The 15,506-nt window shown below is 73.2% G+C and carries 19 protein-coding genes and 1 tRNA gene; 17 read left to right on the forward strand and 3 right to left on the reverse strand.

Features of this window, described 5'->3' with window-relative positions; all coding sequences use genetic code 11:
• Positions 1-26: 26 nt before the first annotated feature.
• The 9 genes from AC6H2I_RS05900 to AC6H2I_RS05940 all read left to right on the forward strand — a co-directional run bounded on the left by AC6H2I_RS05900 (position 27) and on the right by AC6H2I_RS05940 (position 5,974).
• Entirely contained in the window at positions 27-359 is a 333-nt protein-coding gene (locus AC6H2I_RS05900; protein ID WP_497499654.1) for an integration host factor subunit alpha, read from the forward strand.
• 25 nt (positions 360-384) lie between these two features.
• Complete coding sequence (locus AC6H2I_RS05905; protein ID WP_497499655.1) at positions 385-846, forward strand: MerR family transcriptional regulator; 462 nt, start codon at positions 385-387, stop codon at positions 844-846.
• Positions 847-915: 69 nt separating this feature from the next.
• Positions 916-992, forward strand: a tRNA-Pro gene (locus tag AC6H2I_RS05910).
• 13 nt (positions 993-1,005) lie between these two features.
• Positions 1,006-1,383 carry a c-type cytochrome gene (locus AC6H2I_RS05915; protein ID WP_497499656.1) on the forward strand — a complete coding sequence of 126 codons (378 nt, stop codon included), beginning with the start codon at positions 1,006-1,008 and terminating at the stop codon, positions 1,381-1,383.
• An 18-nt stretch (positions 1,384-1,401) separates the two neighbouring features.
• Positions 1,402-1,857 carry a DUF305 domain-containing protein gene (locus tag AC6H2I_RS05920; protein WP_497499657.1) on the forward strand — a complete coding sequence of 152 codons (456 nt, stop codon included), beginning with the start codon at positions 1,402-1,404 and terminating at the stop codon, positions 1,855-1,857.
• Between the two features lie 5 nt (positions 1,858-1,862).
• The gene (locus tag AC6H2I_RS05925) at positions 1,863-2,429 is read left to right on the forward strand and encodes a DUF6692 family protein (RefSeq protein WP_497499658.1); all 567 of its coding nucleotides are present in this window, start codon (positions 1,863-1,865) and stop codon (positions 2,427-2,429) included.
• Positions 2,430-2,592: 163 nt separating this feature from the next.
• The gene (locus tag AC6H2I_RS05930; RefSeq protein WP_497499659.1) at positions 2,593-5,049 is read left to right on the forward strand and encodes an inositol phosphate phosphatase SopB; all 2,457 of its coding nucleotides are present in this window, start codon (positions 2,593-2,595) and stop codon (positions 5,047-5,049) included.
• A gap of 15 nt (positions 5,050-5,064) precedes the next feature.
• Positions 5,065-5,541, forward strand: a complete 477-nt coding sequence (locus AC6H2I_RS05935; RefSeq protein ID WP_497499660.1) for a type III secretion system chaperone — start codon at positions 5,065-5,067, stop codon at positions 5,539-5,541.
• Positions 5,542-5,554: 13 nt separating this feature from the next.
• Positions 5,555-5,974 (forward strand): type III secretion system chaperone, encoded by a 420-nt coding sequence (locus AC6H2I_RS05940; protein WP_497499661.1) that lies wholly within the window; start codon positions 5,555-5,557, stop codon positions 5,972-5,974.
• Between the two features lie 23 nt (positions 5,975-5,997).
• Here the strand turns inward: AC6H2I_RS05940 and sctC are convergent, their stop codons facing one another.
• Entirely contained in the window at positions 5,998-7,773 is a 1,776-nt protein-coding gene (gene sctC / locus AC6H2I_RS05945) for a type III secretion system outer membrane ring subunit SctC (RefSeq protein ID WP_497499662.1), read from the reverse strand.
• Positions 7,773-8,243 (reverse strand): type III secretion system chaperone family protein, encoded by a 471-nt coding sequence (locus AC6H2I_RS05950; RefSeq protein WP_497499663.1) that lies wholly within the window; start codon positions 8,241-8,243, stop codon positions 7,773-7,775. Before AC6H2I_RS05950 ends, sctC begins: the two co-directional genes overlap by 1 nt.
• A 131-nt stretch (positions 8,244-8,374) precedes the next feature.
• On the opposite strand from AC6H2I_RS05950, the gene sctD reads away from it, so the two are divergent.
• Genes sctD through AC6H2I_RS05975 form a run of 5 tightly spaced genes read left to right on the forward strand, consistent with a single transcriptional unit; the run spans position 8,375 to position 13,631 of the window.
• A complete protein-coding gene (sctD, locus tag AC6H2I_RS05955; RefSeq protein WP_497499664.1) occupies positions 8,375-9,769 on the forward strand; it encodes a type III secretion system inner membrane ring subunit SctD in 1,395 nt (464 codons plus the stop codon).
• A 3-nt stretch (positions 9,770-9,772) separates the two neighbouring features.
• Positions 9,773-9,994: an EscE/YscE/SsaE family type III secretion system needle protein co-chaperone gene (locus AC6H2I_RS05960; protein ID WP_497499665.1), complete on the forward strand. Its 222-nt coding sequence runs from the start codon at positions 9,773-9,775 to the stop codon at positions 9,992-9,994.
• A 37-nt stretch (positions 9,995-10,031) separates the two neighbouring features.
• Complete coding sequence (locus AC6H2I_RS05965) at positions 10,032-10,271, forward strand: EscF/YscF/HrpA family type III secretion system needle major subunit (protein ID WP_497499666.1); 240 nt, start codon at positions 10,032-10,034, stop codon at positions 10,269-10,271.
• A gap of 5 nt (positions 10,272-10,276) precedes the next feature.
• Positions 10,277-10,780, forward strand: a complete 504-nt coding sequence (locus AC6H2I_RS05970) for a hypothetical protein (RefSeq protein WP_497499667.1) — start codon at positions 10,277-10,279, stop codon at positions 10,778-10,780.
• Between the two features lies 1 nt (position 10,781).
• On the forward strand, positions 10,782-13,631 hold the full coding sequence (locus AC6H2I_RS05975) for a type VI secretion protein IcmF/TssM N-terminal domain-containing protein (protein ID WP_497499668.1): 2,850 nt from the start codon (positions 10,782-10,784) through the stop codon (positions 13,629-13,631).
• Between the two features lie 24 nt (positions 13,632-13,655).
• Here AC6H2I_RS05975 and AC6H2I_RS05980 read toward each other — a convergent pair whose 3' ends face one another.
• The gene (locus AC6H2I_RS05980) at positions 13,656-13,874 is read right to left on the reverse strand and encodes a hypothetical protein (protein WP_497499669.1); all 219 of its coding nucleotides are present in this window, start codon (positions 13,872-13,874) and stop codon (positions 13,656-13,658) included.
• Between the two features lie 237 nt (positions 13,875-14,111).
• Between AC6H2I_RS05980 and AC6H2I_RS05985 the strand changes: the two genes are divergently transcribed.
• Genes AC6H2I_RS05985 through AC6H2I_RS05995 form a run of 3 tightly spaced genes read left to right on the forward strand, consistent with a single transcriptional unit; the run spans position 14,112 to position 15,506 of the window.
• The gene (locus AC6H2I_RS05985) at positions 14,112-14,420 is read left to right on the forward strand and encodes a hypothetical protein (RefSeq protein ID WP_497499670.1); all 309 of its coding nucleotides are present in this window, start codon (positions 14,112-14,114) and stop codon (positions 14,418-14,420) included.
• Positions 14,421-14,453: 33 nt separating this feature from the next.
• A complete protein-coding gene (locus AC6H2I_RS05990; RefSeq protein ID WP_497499671.1) occupies positions 14,454-14,981 on the forward strand; it encodes a hypothetical protein in 528 nt (175 codons plus the stop codon).
• A 21-nt stretch (positions 14,982-15,002) separates the two neighbouring features.
• On the forward strand, positions 15,003-15,506 hold the full coding sequence (locus AC6H2I_RS05995) for a SycD/LcrH family type III secretion system chaperone (protein ID WP_497499672.1): 504 nt from the start codon (positions 15,003-15,005) through the stop codon (positions 15,504-15,506).

The raw sequence follows: 15,506 nt of genomic DNA on the forward strand, positions 1-15,506 counted from the left end.
GAACTTCGCGGGAAGAGGGCTGAGCGATGTCCGAGCACACCGTCACGCGCGCCCAGTTGAGCGAGGCCGTCTATCACGAGGTCGGCCTGTCGCGCAACGAATCGGCCGATCTGGTGGAGCATGTGCTGAACGAGGTGGCCGACGCGCTGGCCCGCGGCGAGATGGTCAAGATCTCGTCCTTCGGCAGCTTCCAGGTCCGCCAGAAAGGGCAGCGGGTCGGCCGCAACCCCAAGACCGGGGAGGAGGTGCCGATTCTGCCGCGCCGGGTCCTGGTGTTCCGGGCCAGCCATGTCCTGAAGGACCGCATCAACCAGGGGCTGGCGGAGCAGGAAGCCGGTGCCGTGAAGGCGGCGTCCTGATCCGGGGCGCGGAGTCGGCCAGTTCATGAGACCCCACGCACCCGCGAAGTCGGCGACGGCCTTCCGCACCATCAGCGAAGTGTCGGAGGACCTGGAGGTCCCGCAGCACGTCCTGCGTTTCTGGGAGACCCGGTTCCCGCAGATCCGCCCGCTCAAGCGCGGCGGTGGGCGACGCTATTACCGGCCCGAGGACGTGGAGCTGCTGCGCCGCATCCAGGGCCTGCTCTACCGCGAGGGCTACACCATCAAGGGCGTGCAGCGGCTGCTGCGCGAGCACCGCGGCGTGCTGCCCGCCGCCGGGCTGGCGCCGCCGCCGCCGCCGGACGAGGTGGACGACGCCGCCGCCGACGCGGCGGTTCCCGGCGAGGCCGAGGAGACCGACGCCGGCGGGCTGTCCGACGCCGCCCGCGAGGCGATCGAGGCGGTGGTGGCGGAGCTCAAGGCGCTGCGCGCCCTTCTCGGTGCCGCTGACGGAAACGGCGGGTGAGCGCAACGCAGGGGTTGCGCCGCGCCGTCGCCCTGGCTATATATGCCGCCCACACCGGTTCCGGGCTGACGGAGCGTAGCGCAGCTTGGTAGCGCATCAGACTGGGGGTCTGGGGGTCGCAGGTTCAAATCCTGTCGCTCCGACCATTTCCCGGGCCGGGTGTTAAAGCCCCGAGGCGTCGCCGCCTCGGGGCTTTTTTCATGGTCCGGGTGCTGCCCCAGGCGCGGCCTCCTGGAGGGCCGGCCGCCGCGTGGAACCACGGCCACCGACCGGTGTTGGATTTTCCTGAACGCTCGCCGCGCAGGGCCACCGCTCCGCGTCGAGGGGGTGCATCTGCAACCCGCGGAGGCGTTCCGGATCGTCAGGCACGGCATCAAGATGACGGGGATGCCCGCGTTCGCGGCGATCCATGACGATTCGCCGATCTGGGGAATCGCCGCGTTTGTGATGACGCTGCCGGGCCTGACGCCCGGCCGGTTCCGCGACGCCGGCGCGGCGCCGCCCGGGCCGTCGGACGGCGGTCCCGCGGCCCACTGACAGCGGAGGATGAAGCCCATGGGGATGTCCTACTGGCGGTTCGCCGCCATGATCGTGACCTCCACGGTCGTGATGTACGGATTGATGTACCTGAACACCTACGCCTGGGAGCAGGTGTTCTGGAGCGAGACCCGGGCGTGGATGGCCCTGGTGATGGGATCGACCATGGCGGTGATCATGCTGTCGTTCATGCTCGGCATGTACAGGAAGCGGGCGGTGAACCTGGCGATCTTCGGCGGCTCGGCCGCGCTGTTCGCCCTGGCCCTGTGGCTGGTGCGCAGCCAGGCGACCGTGGACGACGTGGCCTACATGAAGGCGATGATCCCGCACCATTCCATCGCCATTCTCACCAGCGAGCGGGCCCAGATCAGCGACCCCCGCGTGCGCAAGCTGGCCGACGAGATCATCGAGGCCCAGGAACGCGAAATCGCGGAGATGCGGTTCCTGGCCGCCGACCTGGAGGCACGGGATTGATGGGCATGCGACCGGCGACATTGCGGAAAACCCTGCTGGTGCTGGTGGCGGGCCTGCTGCCCCTGGCCGGGTGTGGAGACTCCGGGGCGCGCGATGACGCCGTGTCCGCCATACGGCCCGCCGACGCCGCAGCGATCGCCGACGCGGACGTCGTGTTGAGGGGCGCGCACATTCCCACGCTGGACCCGGTGACCCTGAACGGCGCGGAGATCGACACGGCGGTCGGCGCCGGCCCGCGCTGCGCGTTTCATTACACCAGCGCGGGCGAGCCTGTGCTGGCGGCGGGGGTGGGCGCGGACGGCGACGCCACCCGCGGCGTCGTCAAGCTCAACGGATCGTTGCTCCCGCTGGGTCCCGCCGCCACCCAGGTCGCAGCGGCCGGGCCGGTGGAAACCCCGTCGGGCGGACTGGCCATGGAAGCGGGACCGGTCCGGATCGGCGTGACCCTGGCGTCGGGGGAGCCGGCTCCGCTTGATGAAGGGTTGGCGATGCGCGAGGCGACCATGGTGTTCGCCATCGGCGACGAACTCACCGTCGGGTACCGCGGCTATTGGGAATGCGCCGCCCCCTGACCCGCTCCGGCGCGCCGTTGGCCGCGGGCCGGCGGGCGCACCCGCTGGAGCCGCTCGGCACGACCGGGCCGACGATACCGGGAACCGATCGGCCCGTCGCGTTACCAACGTCGCAGAGAGGGCCGGCACGGCTGCCGGCGGTCGGCGAGAGCGGGAGAACGCGATGGGCATGGGGATCGGAGACGGCATCGGCCACGCCGTGCGGGGGTTCGGTGGTGGGGTGACGCTGGATGCACCGCAGTCACGCCATGATTTCGGGCGCGACACCGTGCTCACCGGGCGGGCGAACACCCACCGCACCGTCGACACCTCGCCGCCGTCGCTGCTGCGCAGCCTCGCCGACCGCCTGACCGGGGTGCGCCCGCAGACCACCCAGTTCACGCCGACCGACGAGGTCCGGACGGCCGCCCTGGCGCGCGCCAACCCGGAGACCTCGGCGGCCGGCATGCTGGCCCGGGACGTGGCGGCGCACACCACCGGCATGCTGCGGCGGGAGTGCGAGAACGCTCTGGACGATGTGGTCGACGCCCAGCGGCTGATCGGCGAGGAACCCCAGGGCCGCGGCGCCATGGCGGAGTACACGACGGCGCTGCGCAGCATGGCCACCCTGATGCGCGGCACCATGGAGCGGCTGGACCACCAGGCCGGGGCGTTGACCGGCCAGGCGCAGGCCACCACCGGCGAGATGGTCGGCCTGCTCGACCTGCAGGCCAAGCAGCTCATCGCCCGTGCCGAATACCTCGAGACCACCGCCGCGGAGCACCCGGCGACGCGGGCGACCATCGGCCAGGCCAAGGCCATGGAGGTGAACGCGGCCATCCGCCTGGTCGACGAACGCATCGCCGGCATGGAGGACCGGCTGCGCACCGAGCCGCAGCCGACCGGGCTGCAGGCGCCGTTGCTGGGGCTGGGCGGCAAGATCGAGCAACTGCGCGACCTGCGGGCCGATCTGGTCGACCGGCGCGACGCCTTCCTCGGCGAGGACTGGCAGGACACCACGCCGCTGGCCAAGGACGAGGTCAAGGAGCTGATGGGCACGTCCCTGTCGGGATCCAAGGCCCGGGCCATCGCGTCCTTCTTCGGCACTGCCCAGGCGGTGGTGCGCCAGCTCTGCCGTGACGGCGTGCAGTTCGACCGGATGCCGCCGGAGAGCTCCAAGCACCTCAACGAGCGGGGCATGCTGACCGAATTCCTGTCCGCCACCTTCAAGGCCATGGGGGAGGACGCGGGGGTCGGCGCCATCAACAAGTCGCTCCAGGGCCACTATCTCCACGCCCTCAACGACCAGACCTGGAGCACCGTCGACCGCACCGTCAACGTGGTCCACCAGGGGCGCGTCGTGGAGTTTCAAAGCACCCAGACACCGGCGGCCGAGATGGGCGGTGTCTTCGACGCCTATGGCGGCCGCGGCGTCTGCTGCCACGACAGCACCGAGGCCAACCACACCGTCAACCTCTGGCGCTCGGAGCTGCGGGGCGAGGACGGGACGGTCCTGTTCAAGGGCTACCGCCACGGCGTCCACTGCGCCTATGGGATCGGCGACCCGGGCGAGCGGGCCGAGGCCAACCGCAACCGCGCCATGGAAACGGTCACCGCCATGGTCACCGGCGACGCCGGCAAGATGGCCGCGGCCAAGACCAGCTCCGCCGAGAACCCGGTGCAGGTGGACCTGGTGTCGCTGTCGCTGCTCACCCCCGACGCGTTCCGCGGCCTGGGCAACAGCGAAACCAACGTCGGCCACGCCAACGAGAAGCGGATGATGCGCGAGCAGGCGGCGGCCTGGCAGGCGCTCAACGAGGCCGGCGCGATGGAGGTGACGCTGCGCGACGAGGACGGCGCCGCCTTCCAGGCCTGGGTCACGGTCGACGCCACCATGTTCAACTTCGGCGTCAACGCCGGCGGCGTCGGCTCGTTGAGCGGGGTGCTGGGTGGCTGGGGCACCGCCAACCCGGAGCTCAACACCGCGTCCATGGCCAAGCTCATCGGCAGCAACGCGGTGCTGGAGAGCGGCCGCATCGGCGGACGCATCGGCGCCGTCGTCGACGACCTCGACAGCCGGATCGCCGCCCTGTCCACCCAGCGCGACATCGCCGTCGCCGAACGGGATACCGTGGCGGAGGAGATGCGCCCGGACGTGGAGGGCGTGATCGCCGACCTGCAAGCGCAGATCGAGCCCCTGCAGCGCCGCCGCGAGGAGACCGTCGGCCTGGCCCAGCAGGTGGCCGGCATGTGGCTCGACGGGTCCTACGCCACCGAGGGCAACGAGCCCTACAAGATGGTCAGCCGCCTCGCCGTGCTGGTCAACCGGTCCGGCGCCGAGCTGGCGTGGAACTGCAAGAGCGGCAAGGACCGCACCAGCGAGCTGGACGTGGAGGCCAAGGAGCTGGTGGCCACCATGGTCCTGGAGAGCCGGGTGCCGCGCACCGACCAGGAGCGCACGCCGGAACAGCAGCGCCGCCTGCTGGCGTTCGTCGAATCCAGCGGCAGCCGCGAGATCCAGGCGTTGAACACCGGCGGTCCCGGTTCCAAACTGAAGGGCGTCGACGCCCTGTACAGCCAGATCGGGCTGGCGAAGAACGACTTCCAGTTCATCGGCCTGTCCGACTTCTTCAAGAGCTAACGGAGCCCACGCGCGATGACCGCTCCCCACGATCTGGCGGGCCTCTACGCCGCCTTCGCCGAACGCAACGGTGTGCCGCCCTTTCCGGAGGACGCGCACGGCACCGGCCGCCTGACCTTCGATGGCGAGGTGGAGCTGGAGTTCCAGCCCCGGGGCGACACCCTCTACGTCCACACCACCCTGGGGCCGCTGCCGGCGGGCGACGAGGAGGCGATCCTGCTCAGCCTGCTGGCCGGCAACGCGCCGCGGGCGGTGGCCGACCAGCCCGTTCTGGCGCTGGACGCCAACCTCGGCGACGTCGTGCTGCACACGGCGTTTCCGATCGCCGACACCGATGCCGAGCGCCTGACGGCCGGCGTGCGCGCCCTGCTCGACGCGCGCGACCGTTGCCGCGACGGGTTGCGCGCCCTGACCCGCGGCGAGCCGGACACCCCCGGCGGACCGGGCGGCCTGCCGGCCGGCCCCGACCCGTTCCTGATGATCCGTGGCTGAGGAGCGCCCAGCGATGACCACCGTTCCCGAGTCCGCCAAGACGCTGCTGGACGATCTCGCCACCCGGCTCGGGGTGGCGCCCCTGCCGTTCGACGGACAGGGCGTGGCTCTGCTGCCGGTCGACGACATGACCCAGGTTCTGTTCATGGTCGACGACTCCCTGCCGGGATTGATGGACGTGATGAGCGCCGTCGGGCCGGTGCCGGAGGACGAACGCCGGCTGCCCTTCCTGCGCCGCCTGCTCGCCGCCAACCTCTTCGGCGGCGCCACCAGCGGCGCCACCCTGTCGGTCGACGCGCGGACCGAGGCGGTCGTCGTGCACCGCCGGGTCGATCTCGCCCGGTGCGACGTCGACGGCCTGGCGCGGGTGGTGGAAGGGGTGCTGAACGAAGTGGAGCGCTGGCGCACGGAGATCCTCGCCCCCGCCGCCTGAGGCGGCGGGGGGACGCGGTCCCGTCAGGGGCGGCGCGGCGGCAGCGGCGGCGGCCGGACGGTCGGCGGCATCGGCACCAGCGCCCGCGGGCCGGCGGGCGGCACCGCGCCGGCCTGGGTGCCGCCCAGCTGGACGATGCGCGGCATGATCAGGAACATGCGCTCGGAATTGTTGTCGGCGCGCGAGCGCTGGCTGAACAGCAGGCCGACCAGGGGAAGGTCGCCCAGCACCGGCACGGCTTCGCGCCCGTTGGACCGGGTGCGGTGATAATAGCCGCCGACCAGCAGGCTCTCGTTCTCGCCGACCACGGCCTGGGTGTTGATGGTGCTGCGCTGGACGACGGGGATGTCGTCGACCTCGCGGTCGAGCAGCGAGCCGTCCTCGATCCCCAGCACGAGCTGGATGCTGCGGCGGCCGTCGATGCCGGTGATGACGTGGGGGGTGACCCGCAGCAGGGTTCCCACCGACACCGGGAACAGGTCGACGGCGTCGCGCCCCGCCACCCGCACGTAGAAGGTCTGGTTGAGGTCGAGCTGGGCCTCCAGGTTGTCCAGCGTCAGCACCGACGGCCGCGACTGCACCTCGGCGTCGCCGTCGGCCTCCAGGGCGTTGACCCGGGCCAGGAAGCGGTCGACACCGCTGGCCAGCAGCGTCGAGAAGTTGAGGTTGCTGCCGACGCCGACGGCGATGTTGCTGCTGTCGGGGTTGACGCTCTCCAGATTGCCGAACCCGGCGGAGACGTTGCCCAGCGTGCCGACCCAGGAGACGCCCAGCTCGGAGCTGCGGGTGGTGCTGACGTCGATGATCACCGCCTCGATCTCGACCAGCGCGACCGGGACGTCGAGGTTGGCGATCAGGCGCTCGTACATCCCCATGCGGTCGGCGCGGTCGCGGACCACCACGGCGTTCAGCCGGGCGTCGCCCTGGATCGACGCCTTGATCTCCGGCGCCGGGGGAACCGGCGGGGCCGGCGCGAAGGGGTCGCCGTACGCACCGGGATCACCGTACGCGCCGGGCGGGTAGGGGCTGGCGGGCACCGCGACGGCCGGCGCGGCATCGACGGGGGCGGGCCGGCCGCTGCCGCTCAGCCCGGGCACCGTCGCGGGAAGCGCCGTGACGGTCACCGGGCTGCCGGCGGAGCCGTCCAGGAGGTTGCGCAGCAGCGTCACCACGCCGGCCACAACCACCTGCTTGTCGCGGTAGTAGAAGGTGCGGTCCTGGGCCCAGGCGTGCTGCAGCGGGAAGACGCGCACGTCGGCCTCGATCACGCGCGGCGCCGGTGGCGGGCGCACCGCGGCGGCGGCGGCGACCTGCTGGACGTAGCGCGGCGGCCCGTACAGGGACAGCGAGCGGCCGTCGGGCGACGCGGTCCAGCCGAACCGCGGCTCGTACAGGCCGCGCGCCTCGAGCCTGGCGCGCAACGCCGTGGGGTCGCCGTCCGGCACCCGGATGGTGCGGCGCTCCTGCTCCGCGGCGGTGTTGATGTAGAGGGTCGTGCCGTCGAAGTACCAGACGAGGTTGTGGGCCGCGGCCAGCCGGTCGAGGAAGTCGGTCGGCGTGGGGGCGAACAGGCCGCCGCTGACGGTGCCCGGGATGTCCGGACTGACCTCCACCGGGACCCCGACGCTGCGCCCGAAATTGCGCAGGACGTCGGGCAGCGGTTCGTTGTTCGCGTAGTAGGAGTAGGAGGTGGCCGGCCAGGGCGGCGACGCCGCCGTGGCCGTTGTTGCGCCACCCAGCGTCATCCCGAGCGTGAAGAGAACCGCGGCGACACCAGCAATCCAACGTCCTGACGGCATCATCGCGTCCGGATGTCGAAGGGGGGGAAGGGCGACGACGGCGCGGGCCCGGCGGGGGTGGCGTCTTCGCGCATCGAGCGGGCCCAGAAGGCCACGGCGTCGCCAAACGATTCCAAAATGGATTCGAACTCCCAGGCTCGCAACGTGGACACACCGTCCTGCCAGCGGTACAGCACGACCTCCCGCCCGTCAAGGCCGAGGCAGAGGGATTCCCGTGCCTCGACCTGGCGCGCCAGGTTGAGGCGGGCGAGCCGCGCCAGCCGCGCCTCGCGGACGGCGTCCTCGGCGGGCAGCAGACCGACCGAGGCGCTCAGCTCCAGGCCGTCCGCGGCGCGGGCGGCGCACCGCACGACGTGCCCGTCGACCAGAAGCAAGGTCGCGCCGCCGGCGTCGCGTCCGGCGGTCGTGCCACGCGACGCCAGCATCTGTCCCACAAGTTCGTCCACCGTCACCGTCGTGCCTCTCGACATTGCCGTCCGTAAGGCTTAGTGGCGATAGGGGCCCGATGGTTCCGCTGGCCCGATGGTTCCGTTGGAACGAAACGGCGGAGACTGTCACTAAGGAAAGCGGAAGGGGGCGCCGCGGCGAGGCGAGAGGGTGGATGGACACGGTTGAGCTGGTGCTGAAGGTGCTGAGCGGCGCCCACCGCGGCGCCGAGGCCCGGTTGGCGCCGGGGACGATCCTCGTCGGGTCCGGCGAGGCGTGCGACGTGCTGCTGTTCGACGACGGCGTGGCCGGCCGGCACGCCCGCGTCCTTGTCGAAGGCGGCGGGTTGCGCATCGAGCCGCTCGACGGAGCGGTCCGCCTGGGCGGCCGGGCGCTGTCGGGGGTGGCCGCCCTGCCGCTGCTGGACGTGGTGTCACTGGGGCCGATCCAGCTCTGCGCCGGGAAGCCGGGCAGCGCGTGGCCGGACCCGGTGCCGCAGACACCGCCGTCCACCGCTGCCACGCCGGACCCGGAGCCGGGGCAAGACGTGTCCCCGGAGGCCCCGGCCACGGGGCAGCGCGCGGCGGGCTTGCCCCTGTCGGATGCCGCGCCATCGGGAGCGGTGGCGGCGGGCGCGGTGGCGGCGGGCGCGGCGAGGGGCATGGCGACGGGCGGGGGGGACGGCAAACCGCCGACCCGCCGGCTCCGTCCCGCGGTGCTGGTGGCGGGGGTGGCCCTGCTGGTCGCCGCGGTCTTCGGGGTGACGCATCTGGCGCGCCGTGGCGCGCCGGAACCGCCGGCGCCGGAGCCGCGGACGCTGGTCGAGGCCGCCCTGCGGGAGAGCGGCGCGGGGCTGCAGGTGCGCATCGCCGAGGACGGCGACGGCAGGCTGCAGGTGGAGGGCTGGATCGACACGGCGCAGCGCCGCGCCGCGCTTGCGGAACGGATGCGCACGCTGCCGGTCAGTCTGAAGGTGGTGGCGGTCGACCAGCTCGCGGTGTCGGTGCGCTCGGCGCTGGCCGGGCACGGGTTGGACCTGCCGGTGGAGGTGGCGATGGACGGCGCGGTGCGCATCGACGGGGTGGCGGACTCGCGGCGCGCGCTGACCGACGCTGTGGCGGAGATCCGGCGCGAGCTGTCGGGGCTGAGCGGCATCGAGGTGCGGACGGTGGTCGTGTCGGAGCTGATCGGCGAGGCGCGCGACCGGCTGCGCGATGCCGGCCTGTCCGAGGTCGCCGTGGCCGGCGACGCCAAGGGGCTGACGCTGTCCGGCGAGGTGTCGCCGGCGGAGGCCGAACGGGTGGCGGCGCTGGCCGCCGGCGTCGCCGCGTCGGCCCGGGACCGCGTTCCCGTGCGCACCGCCCTGACCGTCAACGAGGCGCTCGACCTGCCGCTGCGCAGCGTCGTGCTTGGACCGCGGCCCTTCCTCATCCTGGAGGGCGGGCGCGGCTACGTCGAAGGGGAGGACCTCCCCAACGGCCTGCGCATTCTGGAGATCCGGTCCGATGCCCTGGTGCTGTCGGACGACGGACGTCGCATCGAGTATCCCCTCAACCGCAAGGACCCGTGATCCATGAAGCTGCTGGACCTCGAACACAGCCTCGAAGCCGATGGCGAAGGCGCGTTGCGCGACCGCATCGTCGGCGACCTCTCCGCCGCCGCCACCACCGCCAGGCGGCGGATCGACCAGGGGCTGGCGCCGGCCGAGTACGCCGCGGCAACCGCCATGAAGGCGGCGCTGGACGCCGCCTGCGAGGTCGTTCCGAAGGTCTGGACGGACCTTCGCCAGGCCTGACCCTTTTTTTTCCAACCCCCATCAACGGGAGAGCGCCATGAGCAGTGTGTCCGGAACCGGGCTGAACTTCGAGTCGATCAGCCAGACCATGGGACAGAAGGCGGTCGACGCCGAGCAGAAGCTCCAGGAGACGACGGAATCCATGGACCCGCAGAACGTCGCGCAGATGATCGAGCTGCAGCGGCAGTCCACGGTGTGGAGCAATCTGGTGAGCACGCACAGCGCGCTGATCAAGAACCTCGGTGACGCGCTGCGCGGCGTCGTCCAGAAGATGTGAGCCGCTTGCTGCCGGTCGCGCGTGACCAGCCGGTGCCCGCGCACCGGCTGGTCGGCTCGTTCCGGGCGGCGTTGCGTCCGAACGCCGCCATGGCCGTCGACGACGGACAAGGCGACGAACACGTGGCGTGGCTCGCCCGCACCTTCGCCAACGTCTCGGGGGGCGACACCGAGGCGGCGCGCCACCGCGTCCAGGACGCGCTGGCGGACCGGGTCGACCGCCTGCTCGTCGGCCCCGGGCTGGCGCGCGAGCATGGCCGTCTGTACCTCGTGGCCATCGATCTCCTGCGCGCGCCGCGCCTGGAGGAGGAGCGGCGGCGCCTGGTGGAGCGGCTGGCCGGTGCCGACCGCAACGACCCGCTGGCGCCCCTGTGCCCGGCCGCCTACGCCGACGTGCACCGGCTGCCCTATGCGCGTCGCCTGAGTCCCTGGCGGTGGGTGGCCCGCGTCGCCGCCGCGCTCGCCGCCGCCGGGCTGGCCGGCGGCGCCTGGCTGCTGGCCGGAGGGTAGGGTGCGGTTGCCGCTCCGCCCGTTCGCCTGGGGCGCATCGCCGCGCGGTGCCGCGCCGCCCGTTCCGGTCGCCCCGCCACCCGCGCCGGCGCCCGCCGCCACACCGCCCGCCGCCCTGGTGCCGAGCGAGCCGGGCGGCGGGGCGCTGGCCACGCTGCCGGGGGAGCTGTGGCGGGAGACCCTTCCATGGTTCCTGTTCATTGGCCGCAGCGGCAGCGGGCGGCGGTGCCTGCTCGAGGCGTGTGGGTTCGCTGCCGGGGAGGGCGGCGATGCCGGCTCGGACTCGCCCCGGCCGCCGATCGAGATTCGGTCCCTCGAACGCGCCGTGGCCCTGGTTCCCGACGCCGGCGTCATCCTCGCCGAGCCCGGCAGCCCGGAGGAGCGGGGAGGATGGCGGCGGTTCGTGCGCGCCGTCCGCGCCGTGCGGCCGCGCCCGGCGTGGGGCGGCGTGGTCATCACCCTGTCGCTGGCCGACCTGGACGGCGCGCGCGCCCGCAGCATCCCCGAGCTGCTGCGCGACGGCCAGCGCCTTCACGACCGGATCGACGCCCTGTGCCGGGTGCTGCACCGCCGTCTGCCGGTGCACCTGATCGTCACGAAATGCGACCTGCTGCCCGGCTTCGCCCCGTTCTGGGCGGCCCAGCCGGTGCGCCGCCACGACGAGATCCTGGGCTGGACCCTGCCCGGCGACACCGCCTTCGCGGGCGCCGGGCGCTTCGTCGACCGCGCCATCGCCTCGGTCCTGGCCGGGCTGGACCGCGCCGCCCTGGAACGCACCGGCCCTCTGCGCGGACCCGACGACCCGGGGCTCGACCTTCCCGACGAGATGGCGGCGCTGCGGGCCCCCCTGGCGGCCTTCGTCGACGGGCTGACCCGGGGCCGGCGGCGGTTCCTGCCGCGCGGCATCGCCTTCACGGGGGCGCTGGTCGCCGATGCCGGGCTGCCGGCCCGGCCCATCCTGTGCGCCGACCTGTTGCCACGGCGCATCCTGCCCGACCACAGCCTGTCGGTGGCGACCGGGGGCGTGCGCCGCACCGCCGCCGCCGCGGTGGTCGCCCTCGCCCTGGTGGCGGCGGCCGGTGGCGTCGCGTACGGCGTGCGCGGCGACCACGCCGCCGCCGCCGCCGCCGCCGCGCGCTGGCATGACCTGGGCGTGCGGCTCGCCGACGCCTCCTCGCCCGCCCCGGCCACCGTGGCGACCGCGGCCGAGGCGCTGGCCCTGCCCAGCCGCTTCGTCTTCCTGCCGCTGACCTGGCTCGGCGACGCCGGGGCGGAGCGTGCGGCGGCCGCGGCGGCGGCGCTGGCCGGGCTCGTTCCGGCGGTGCACGACGAGCTGGTGCGCCGCTGGGATGGGCTGCGCAGCCCGCCCGCCGGTGGGGCGGACGTCGTGGACCTGGCGGCGTGGCTCGACGGGCTGGCCGCGTTCGAGGGCCGCCTCGATGCCTTCCGTGCCCTCGCCGCCGGAGAGCGCGACGCCGGCAACCGCTTCGGCCGCTTCGCCGCCGAGGCGCTGGGCGGCGAGGCGGCGGTGTGGGCGGACCCGCGGGTGCGCCCGGCGGTCGCGGCGGCGGCGGCGGCCCACCCCGTGCCCGTCGAGCGGTGGGCGGCCCAGGCCCAGGAGCGGTTCGACGCCCTGGTCCTGGCGGCGCTGCAGGGGATCGCCGCGCCCGGCGGCGCCGACGTGCTGGCGCCGCCGGACCCGTACGAGGACCTCGCACGCCGCGCCGACACCCTGGACGAGGCGGTGGACGGGGTGCGGGCGATGGCCGCCCGGATCGAGGCGGTGCGCGCCCACACCCGCCGCGCCGCGTCGCTCCGGCTGCTCGGCCGGCCGGCGCTGGAGGCCGGGGAACGGCGTCTCCAGCGTCTCGACACTGCCGCCCGCCCGCCGCTCGACGCGTTGGCGCGGACCGCCGCCGCGACCCGCCTTGCCGCCGGCATGGCCCTGTTCACCGATCCGGTGCCGCCGCGTGCGGTGCTGCGGATGCCGGCCGCGGCGGAAATGGCGCGGCTCGCCTGGGACGGCGCGGTGGTCGCCCGCATGGCCGGGCTGGGGCGGGAGCGCGCCGCCCTGATGGCGCTCGCCGACCGCCTGCCCGAGGGCTGGGCGGAGGCGCTGGCGGACCGGGCCGACGCCGGGATGGTGGCGCACCTCGCGGCGCTGGTTCCCGATGCCTGGCGCCTGTCCGCGGCCCCGCCCGGCGACGCCGAGGTGCCCGCCGTCGCCCTGCTGGGTGCCGTCGACGCCCTGGAGCGTGCCGGCCTCCAGGACGCCGCGCACTCCGCCGCCTGGGTGCTGCTGACCTGGGCGAACCGCCGGCTGGAGACCCTGGACCGCGAGCTGGAGGCGGTCGGCCCCTACCGGGCGGGCGTCGGGCTGGAGCGCTGGGACGGCCGCTCCCCACCGCTGCGGGCGGCCTTCGGAGCGGCGGCGCAGGCCGATCCGAAGGGATACCTGGCCGAGCAGCGCCGCCGCCTGGCGGCGTTCCGCGACCGCGGGCGCGAGGTCGCCGGGGTGCTGGCGGACGCCCGCTTCGCCGATGCCATGGCGGACAGCCCTCTGCTGGCGCGCTGGATCGCCCTGGGGGCGGCGCTGGATGGCCGCGACGGCGCGGCGCTCGCCCGGCTGGACGGCTTCATCGCGACCGCCATGGCCGAGCCGGGGCGCGCCGTCTGTGCGATCGAATTCGCCCCGCCCGAGGACACGGCGGCGGACGACTTCGCCGCCAGCCGGCTGGCCGAGCTGCGCGAGACCCTGGCGCGGCGCTGCATCGCCCTGTCGGACCCGACCGCGCCGTCGCGTCCGCCGCCCCTTCCCCGTCGCAAGCCGCTTCTTCCCGAACCCGTGTGACCGGGCCGCCGCGCCGGGGTGGGCTCACTCCTTCATCCGCTGGGCCATCTCCTGGAAGACCTTGTTGAGCTGTCCGACCACCTGGACGCCGAAGGACGCGGTGAACTCCGCCCATTGTTCCTGGGTCATCGCGGCAAAGGTGCCGGCGTCGGCGGTGGCCGCCGCGCCGGTCGGGGCGGCGGCGCCGGTCGGCCCAGCGGGCGCGGTCGGCGCGGCGGGTCCGGCGGGTCCGGTTACGGTCATCCTGCACTCCTCGACCGGCGGCGCCGGTCCGAACCAAGGTCACGCGGCTGCGGCAAACCGTAGGCGGGTCATCGCGGGGGGGCAAGCGTTCGCGGCCGTGCCGACGCGCGTCGCGGCCATGCACGACTTTGCGCGAACTCTTGGACCCGTCCGGTTACTCATTTCCCGTGACAGGAGCGTGGCGGTCGCGATCGCGTCGGGCGATCGGCCGCAGCCCGACGGGAAAGGGAGAGCAGGATGAGCGGGACCCCCAGCGACACCGAAACGGCCAGTCTGGAGCTGATCGCCAAGATGGACGAGGCCATCGCCGAGGCCGAGCGCCAACTGGCCGAAGGCCGCCGCATCATGGACAAGCACGGCATCCCCCGGGGGATCGGGCGCAAGTACCTGGAAAGCGACGAGGTCCCCGCCGAGGAGCGGGACAAGGCCCTGGCCGAGCTGGCCGCCCTGAACGACGAGATCGACCAGGAGGTGCGGGCCGCCGCCGCCGCCGCCGCCCCGGCCAAGCCGGCGTCGAAGCCCAAGATGGGCATGATGCGCGTCTGACCGCCCCCGGCATCCCCTTATACGGAGAGACCCATGACCACGACCGGCTCCGTCACCGCGGTGGGCGGCAACCTGCAGATCGACGGCAAGACCTTCGATGTCGGCACCGCCATCATGATGCTGCAGATCGAGCGCGCCGACAACCTGGACGCCCAGCTCGCCGACCAGGTCAACGAGATGAAGCAGCGAAACGAGGAGTTGCGCACCCTCAACCAGCTGTTGGCCGATCTGCGCGGCCGGCGGCCGGCCGACCAGGACGGCAAGGCGAACGTCGACGGCTCGGCCAAATACACCCTGCCGGGCCAGGACGGCCAGTACACCGCCGCCCAGATCATGTCGATGTACGGCATCACCAACAAGTCCGGCGGCAACCAGGCCGAGTGGGACCAGATGATCGAGAGCCTCAAGGGCAAGATCGAGAGCATGAACAGCACCTCGCAGCTCGACATGATCCGGTTGCAGAGCATCACCAACAAGCGCAACCAGGCCTACGAGCTGATGACCAACATGATCCAGAAGTTCAGCGGGACGCTGGACAAGGTGATCGGGAACATGCGCTGACGCGCCGTGGAGGAGACGACGATGACGACCGGAACCGGTACCACGGCCGAGACGCTGCCGACCGCGGCGTACGAGGAGGCGGTGAAGGATGTGCTGGAGGAGATCGGGGCCGGCGGCACGCTGGCGTCGCTGCGCGGCCTGACGCCGGAGCACCTCGAGGCCATCTACTCCATGGGCTACAACTTCTACAACCAGAACAAGCTGGACGACGCGCTGAAGATCTACGAGTTCCTGTGCGTCTACGATCACTACGACAAGCGCTTCTGGAAAGGCCTGGCGGCGACCCGGCAGATGCTGAAGCGCTACGACAGCGCCGCCCAGGCCTACGCCATGATGGGGCTGCTGGACCTCACCGACCCGACGGCGCCGCTGCACGCGGCCGACTGCTACATCGCCACCGGCGACAAGGAGCAGGCGGTGCGGGCGCTGGAGGCCGCCGTCGAGCTGGGCCGCGACAAGCCCGAGCACGCGGCCGCCTTCCGGCGCGCCGAGGTGCTGCTGGCCGCGCTGAAGACGGGGGTGTGA

The organism is Azospirillum sp. NS33 (assembly GCF_059703765.1).

Coding starts and splice junctions, on each gene's coding strand:
- AC6H2I_RS05900 (WP_497499654.1), top strand. CDS start 27: ATGTCCGAGCACACCGTCACGCGCGCCCAGTTGAGCGAGGCCGTCTAT.
- AC6H2I_RS05905 (WP_497499655.1), top strand. CDS start 385: ATGAGACCCCACGCACCCGCGAAGTCGGCGACGGCCTTCCGCACCATC.
- AC6H2I_RS05920 (WP_497499657.1), top strand. CDS start 1,402: ATGGGGATGTCCTACTGGCGGTTCGCCGCCATGATCGTGACCTCCACG.
- AC6H2I_RS05925 (WP_497499658.1), top strand. CDS start 1,863: ATGCGACCGGCGACATTGCGGAAAACCCTGCTGGTGCTGGTGGCGGGC.
- AC6H2I_RS05930 (WP_497499659.1), top strand. CDS start 2,593: ATGGGCATGGGGATCGGAGACGGCATCGGCCACGCCGTGCGGGGGTTC.
- AC6H2I_RS05935 (WP_497499660.1), top strand. CDS start 5,065: ATGACCGCTCCCCACGATCTGGCGGGCCTCTACGCCGCCTTCGCCGAA.
- AC6H2I_RS05940 (WP_497499661.1), top strand. CDS start 5,555: ATGACCACCGTTCCCGAGTCCGCCAAGACGCTGCTGGACGATCTCGCC.
- sctC (WP_497499662.1), bottom strand. CDS start 7,773: ATGCCGTCAGGACGTTGGATTGCTGGTGTCGCCGCGGTTCTCTTCACG.
- AC6H2I_RS05950 (WP_497499663.1), bottom strand. CDS start 8,243: ATGTCGAGAGGCACGACGGTGACGGTGGACGAACTTGTGGGACAGATG.
- sctD (WP_497499664.1), top strand. CDS start 8,375: ATGGACACGGTTGAGCTGGTGCTGAAGGTGCTGAGCGGCGCCCACCGC.
- AC6H2I_RS05960 (WP_497499665.1), top strand. CDS start 9,773: ATGAAGCTGCTGGACCTCGAACACAGCCTCGAAGCCGATGGCGAAGGC.
- AC6H2I_RS05965 (WP_497499666.1), top strand. CDS start 10,032: ATGAGCAGTGTGTCCGGAACCGGGCTGAACTTCGAGTCGATCAGCCAG.
- AC6H2I_RS05980 (WP_497499669.1), bottom strand. CDS start 13,874: ATGACCGTAACCGGACCCGCCGGACCCGCCGCGCCGACCGCGCCCGCT.
- AC6H2I_RS05985 (WP_497499670.1), top strand. CDS start 14,112: ATGAGCGGGACCCCCAGCGACACCGAAACGGCCAGTCTGGAGCTGATC.
- AC6H2I_RS05990 (WP_497499671.1), top strand. CDS start 14,454: ATGACCACGACCGGCTCCGTCACCGCGGTGGGCGGCAACCTGCAGATC.
- AC6H2I_RS05995 (WP_497499672.1), top strand. CDS start 15,003: ATGACGACCGGAACCGGTACCACGGCCGAGACGCTGCCGACCGCGGCG.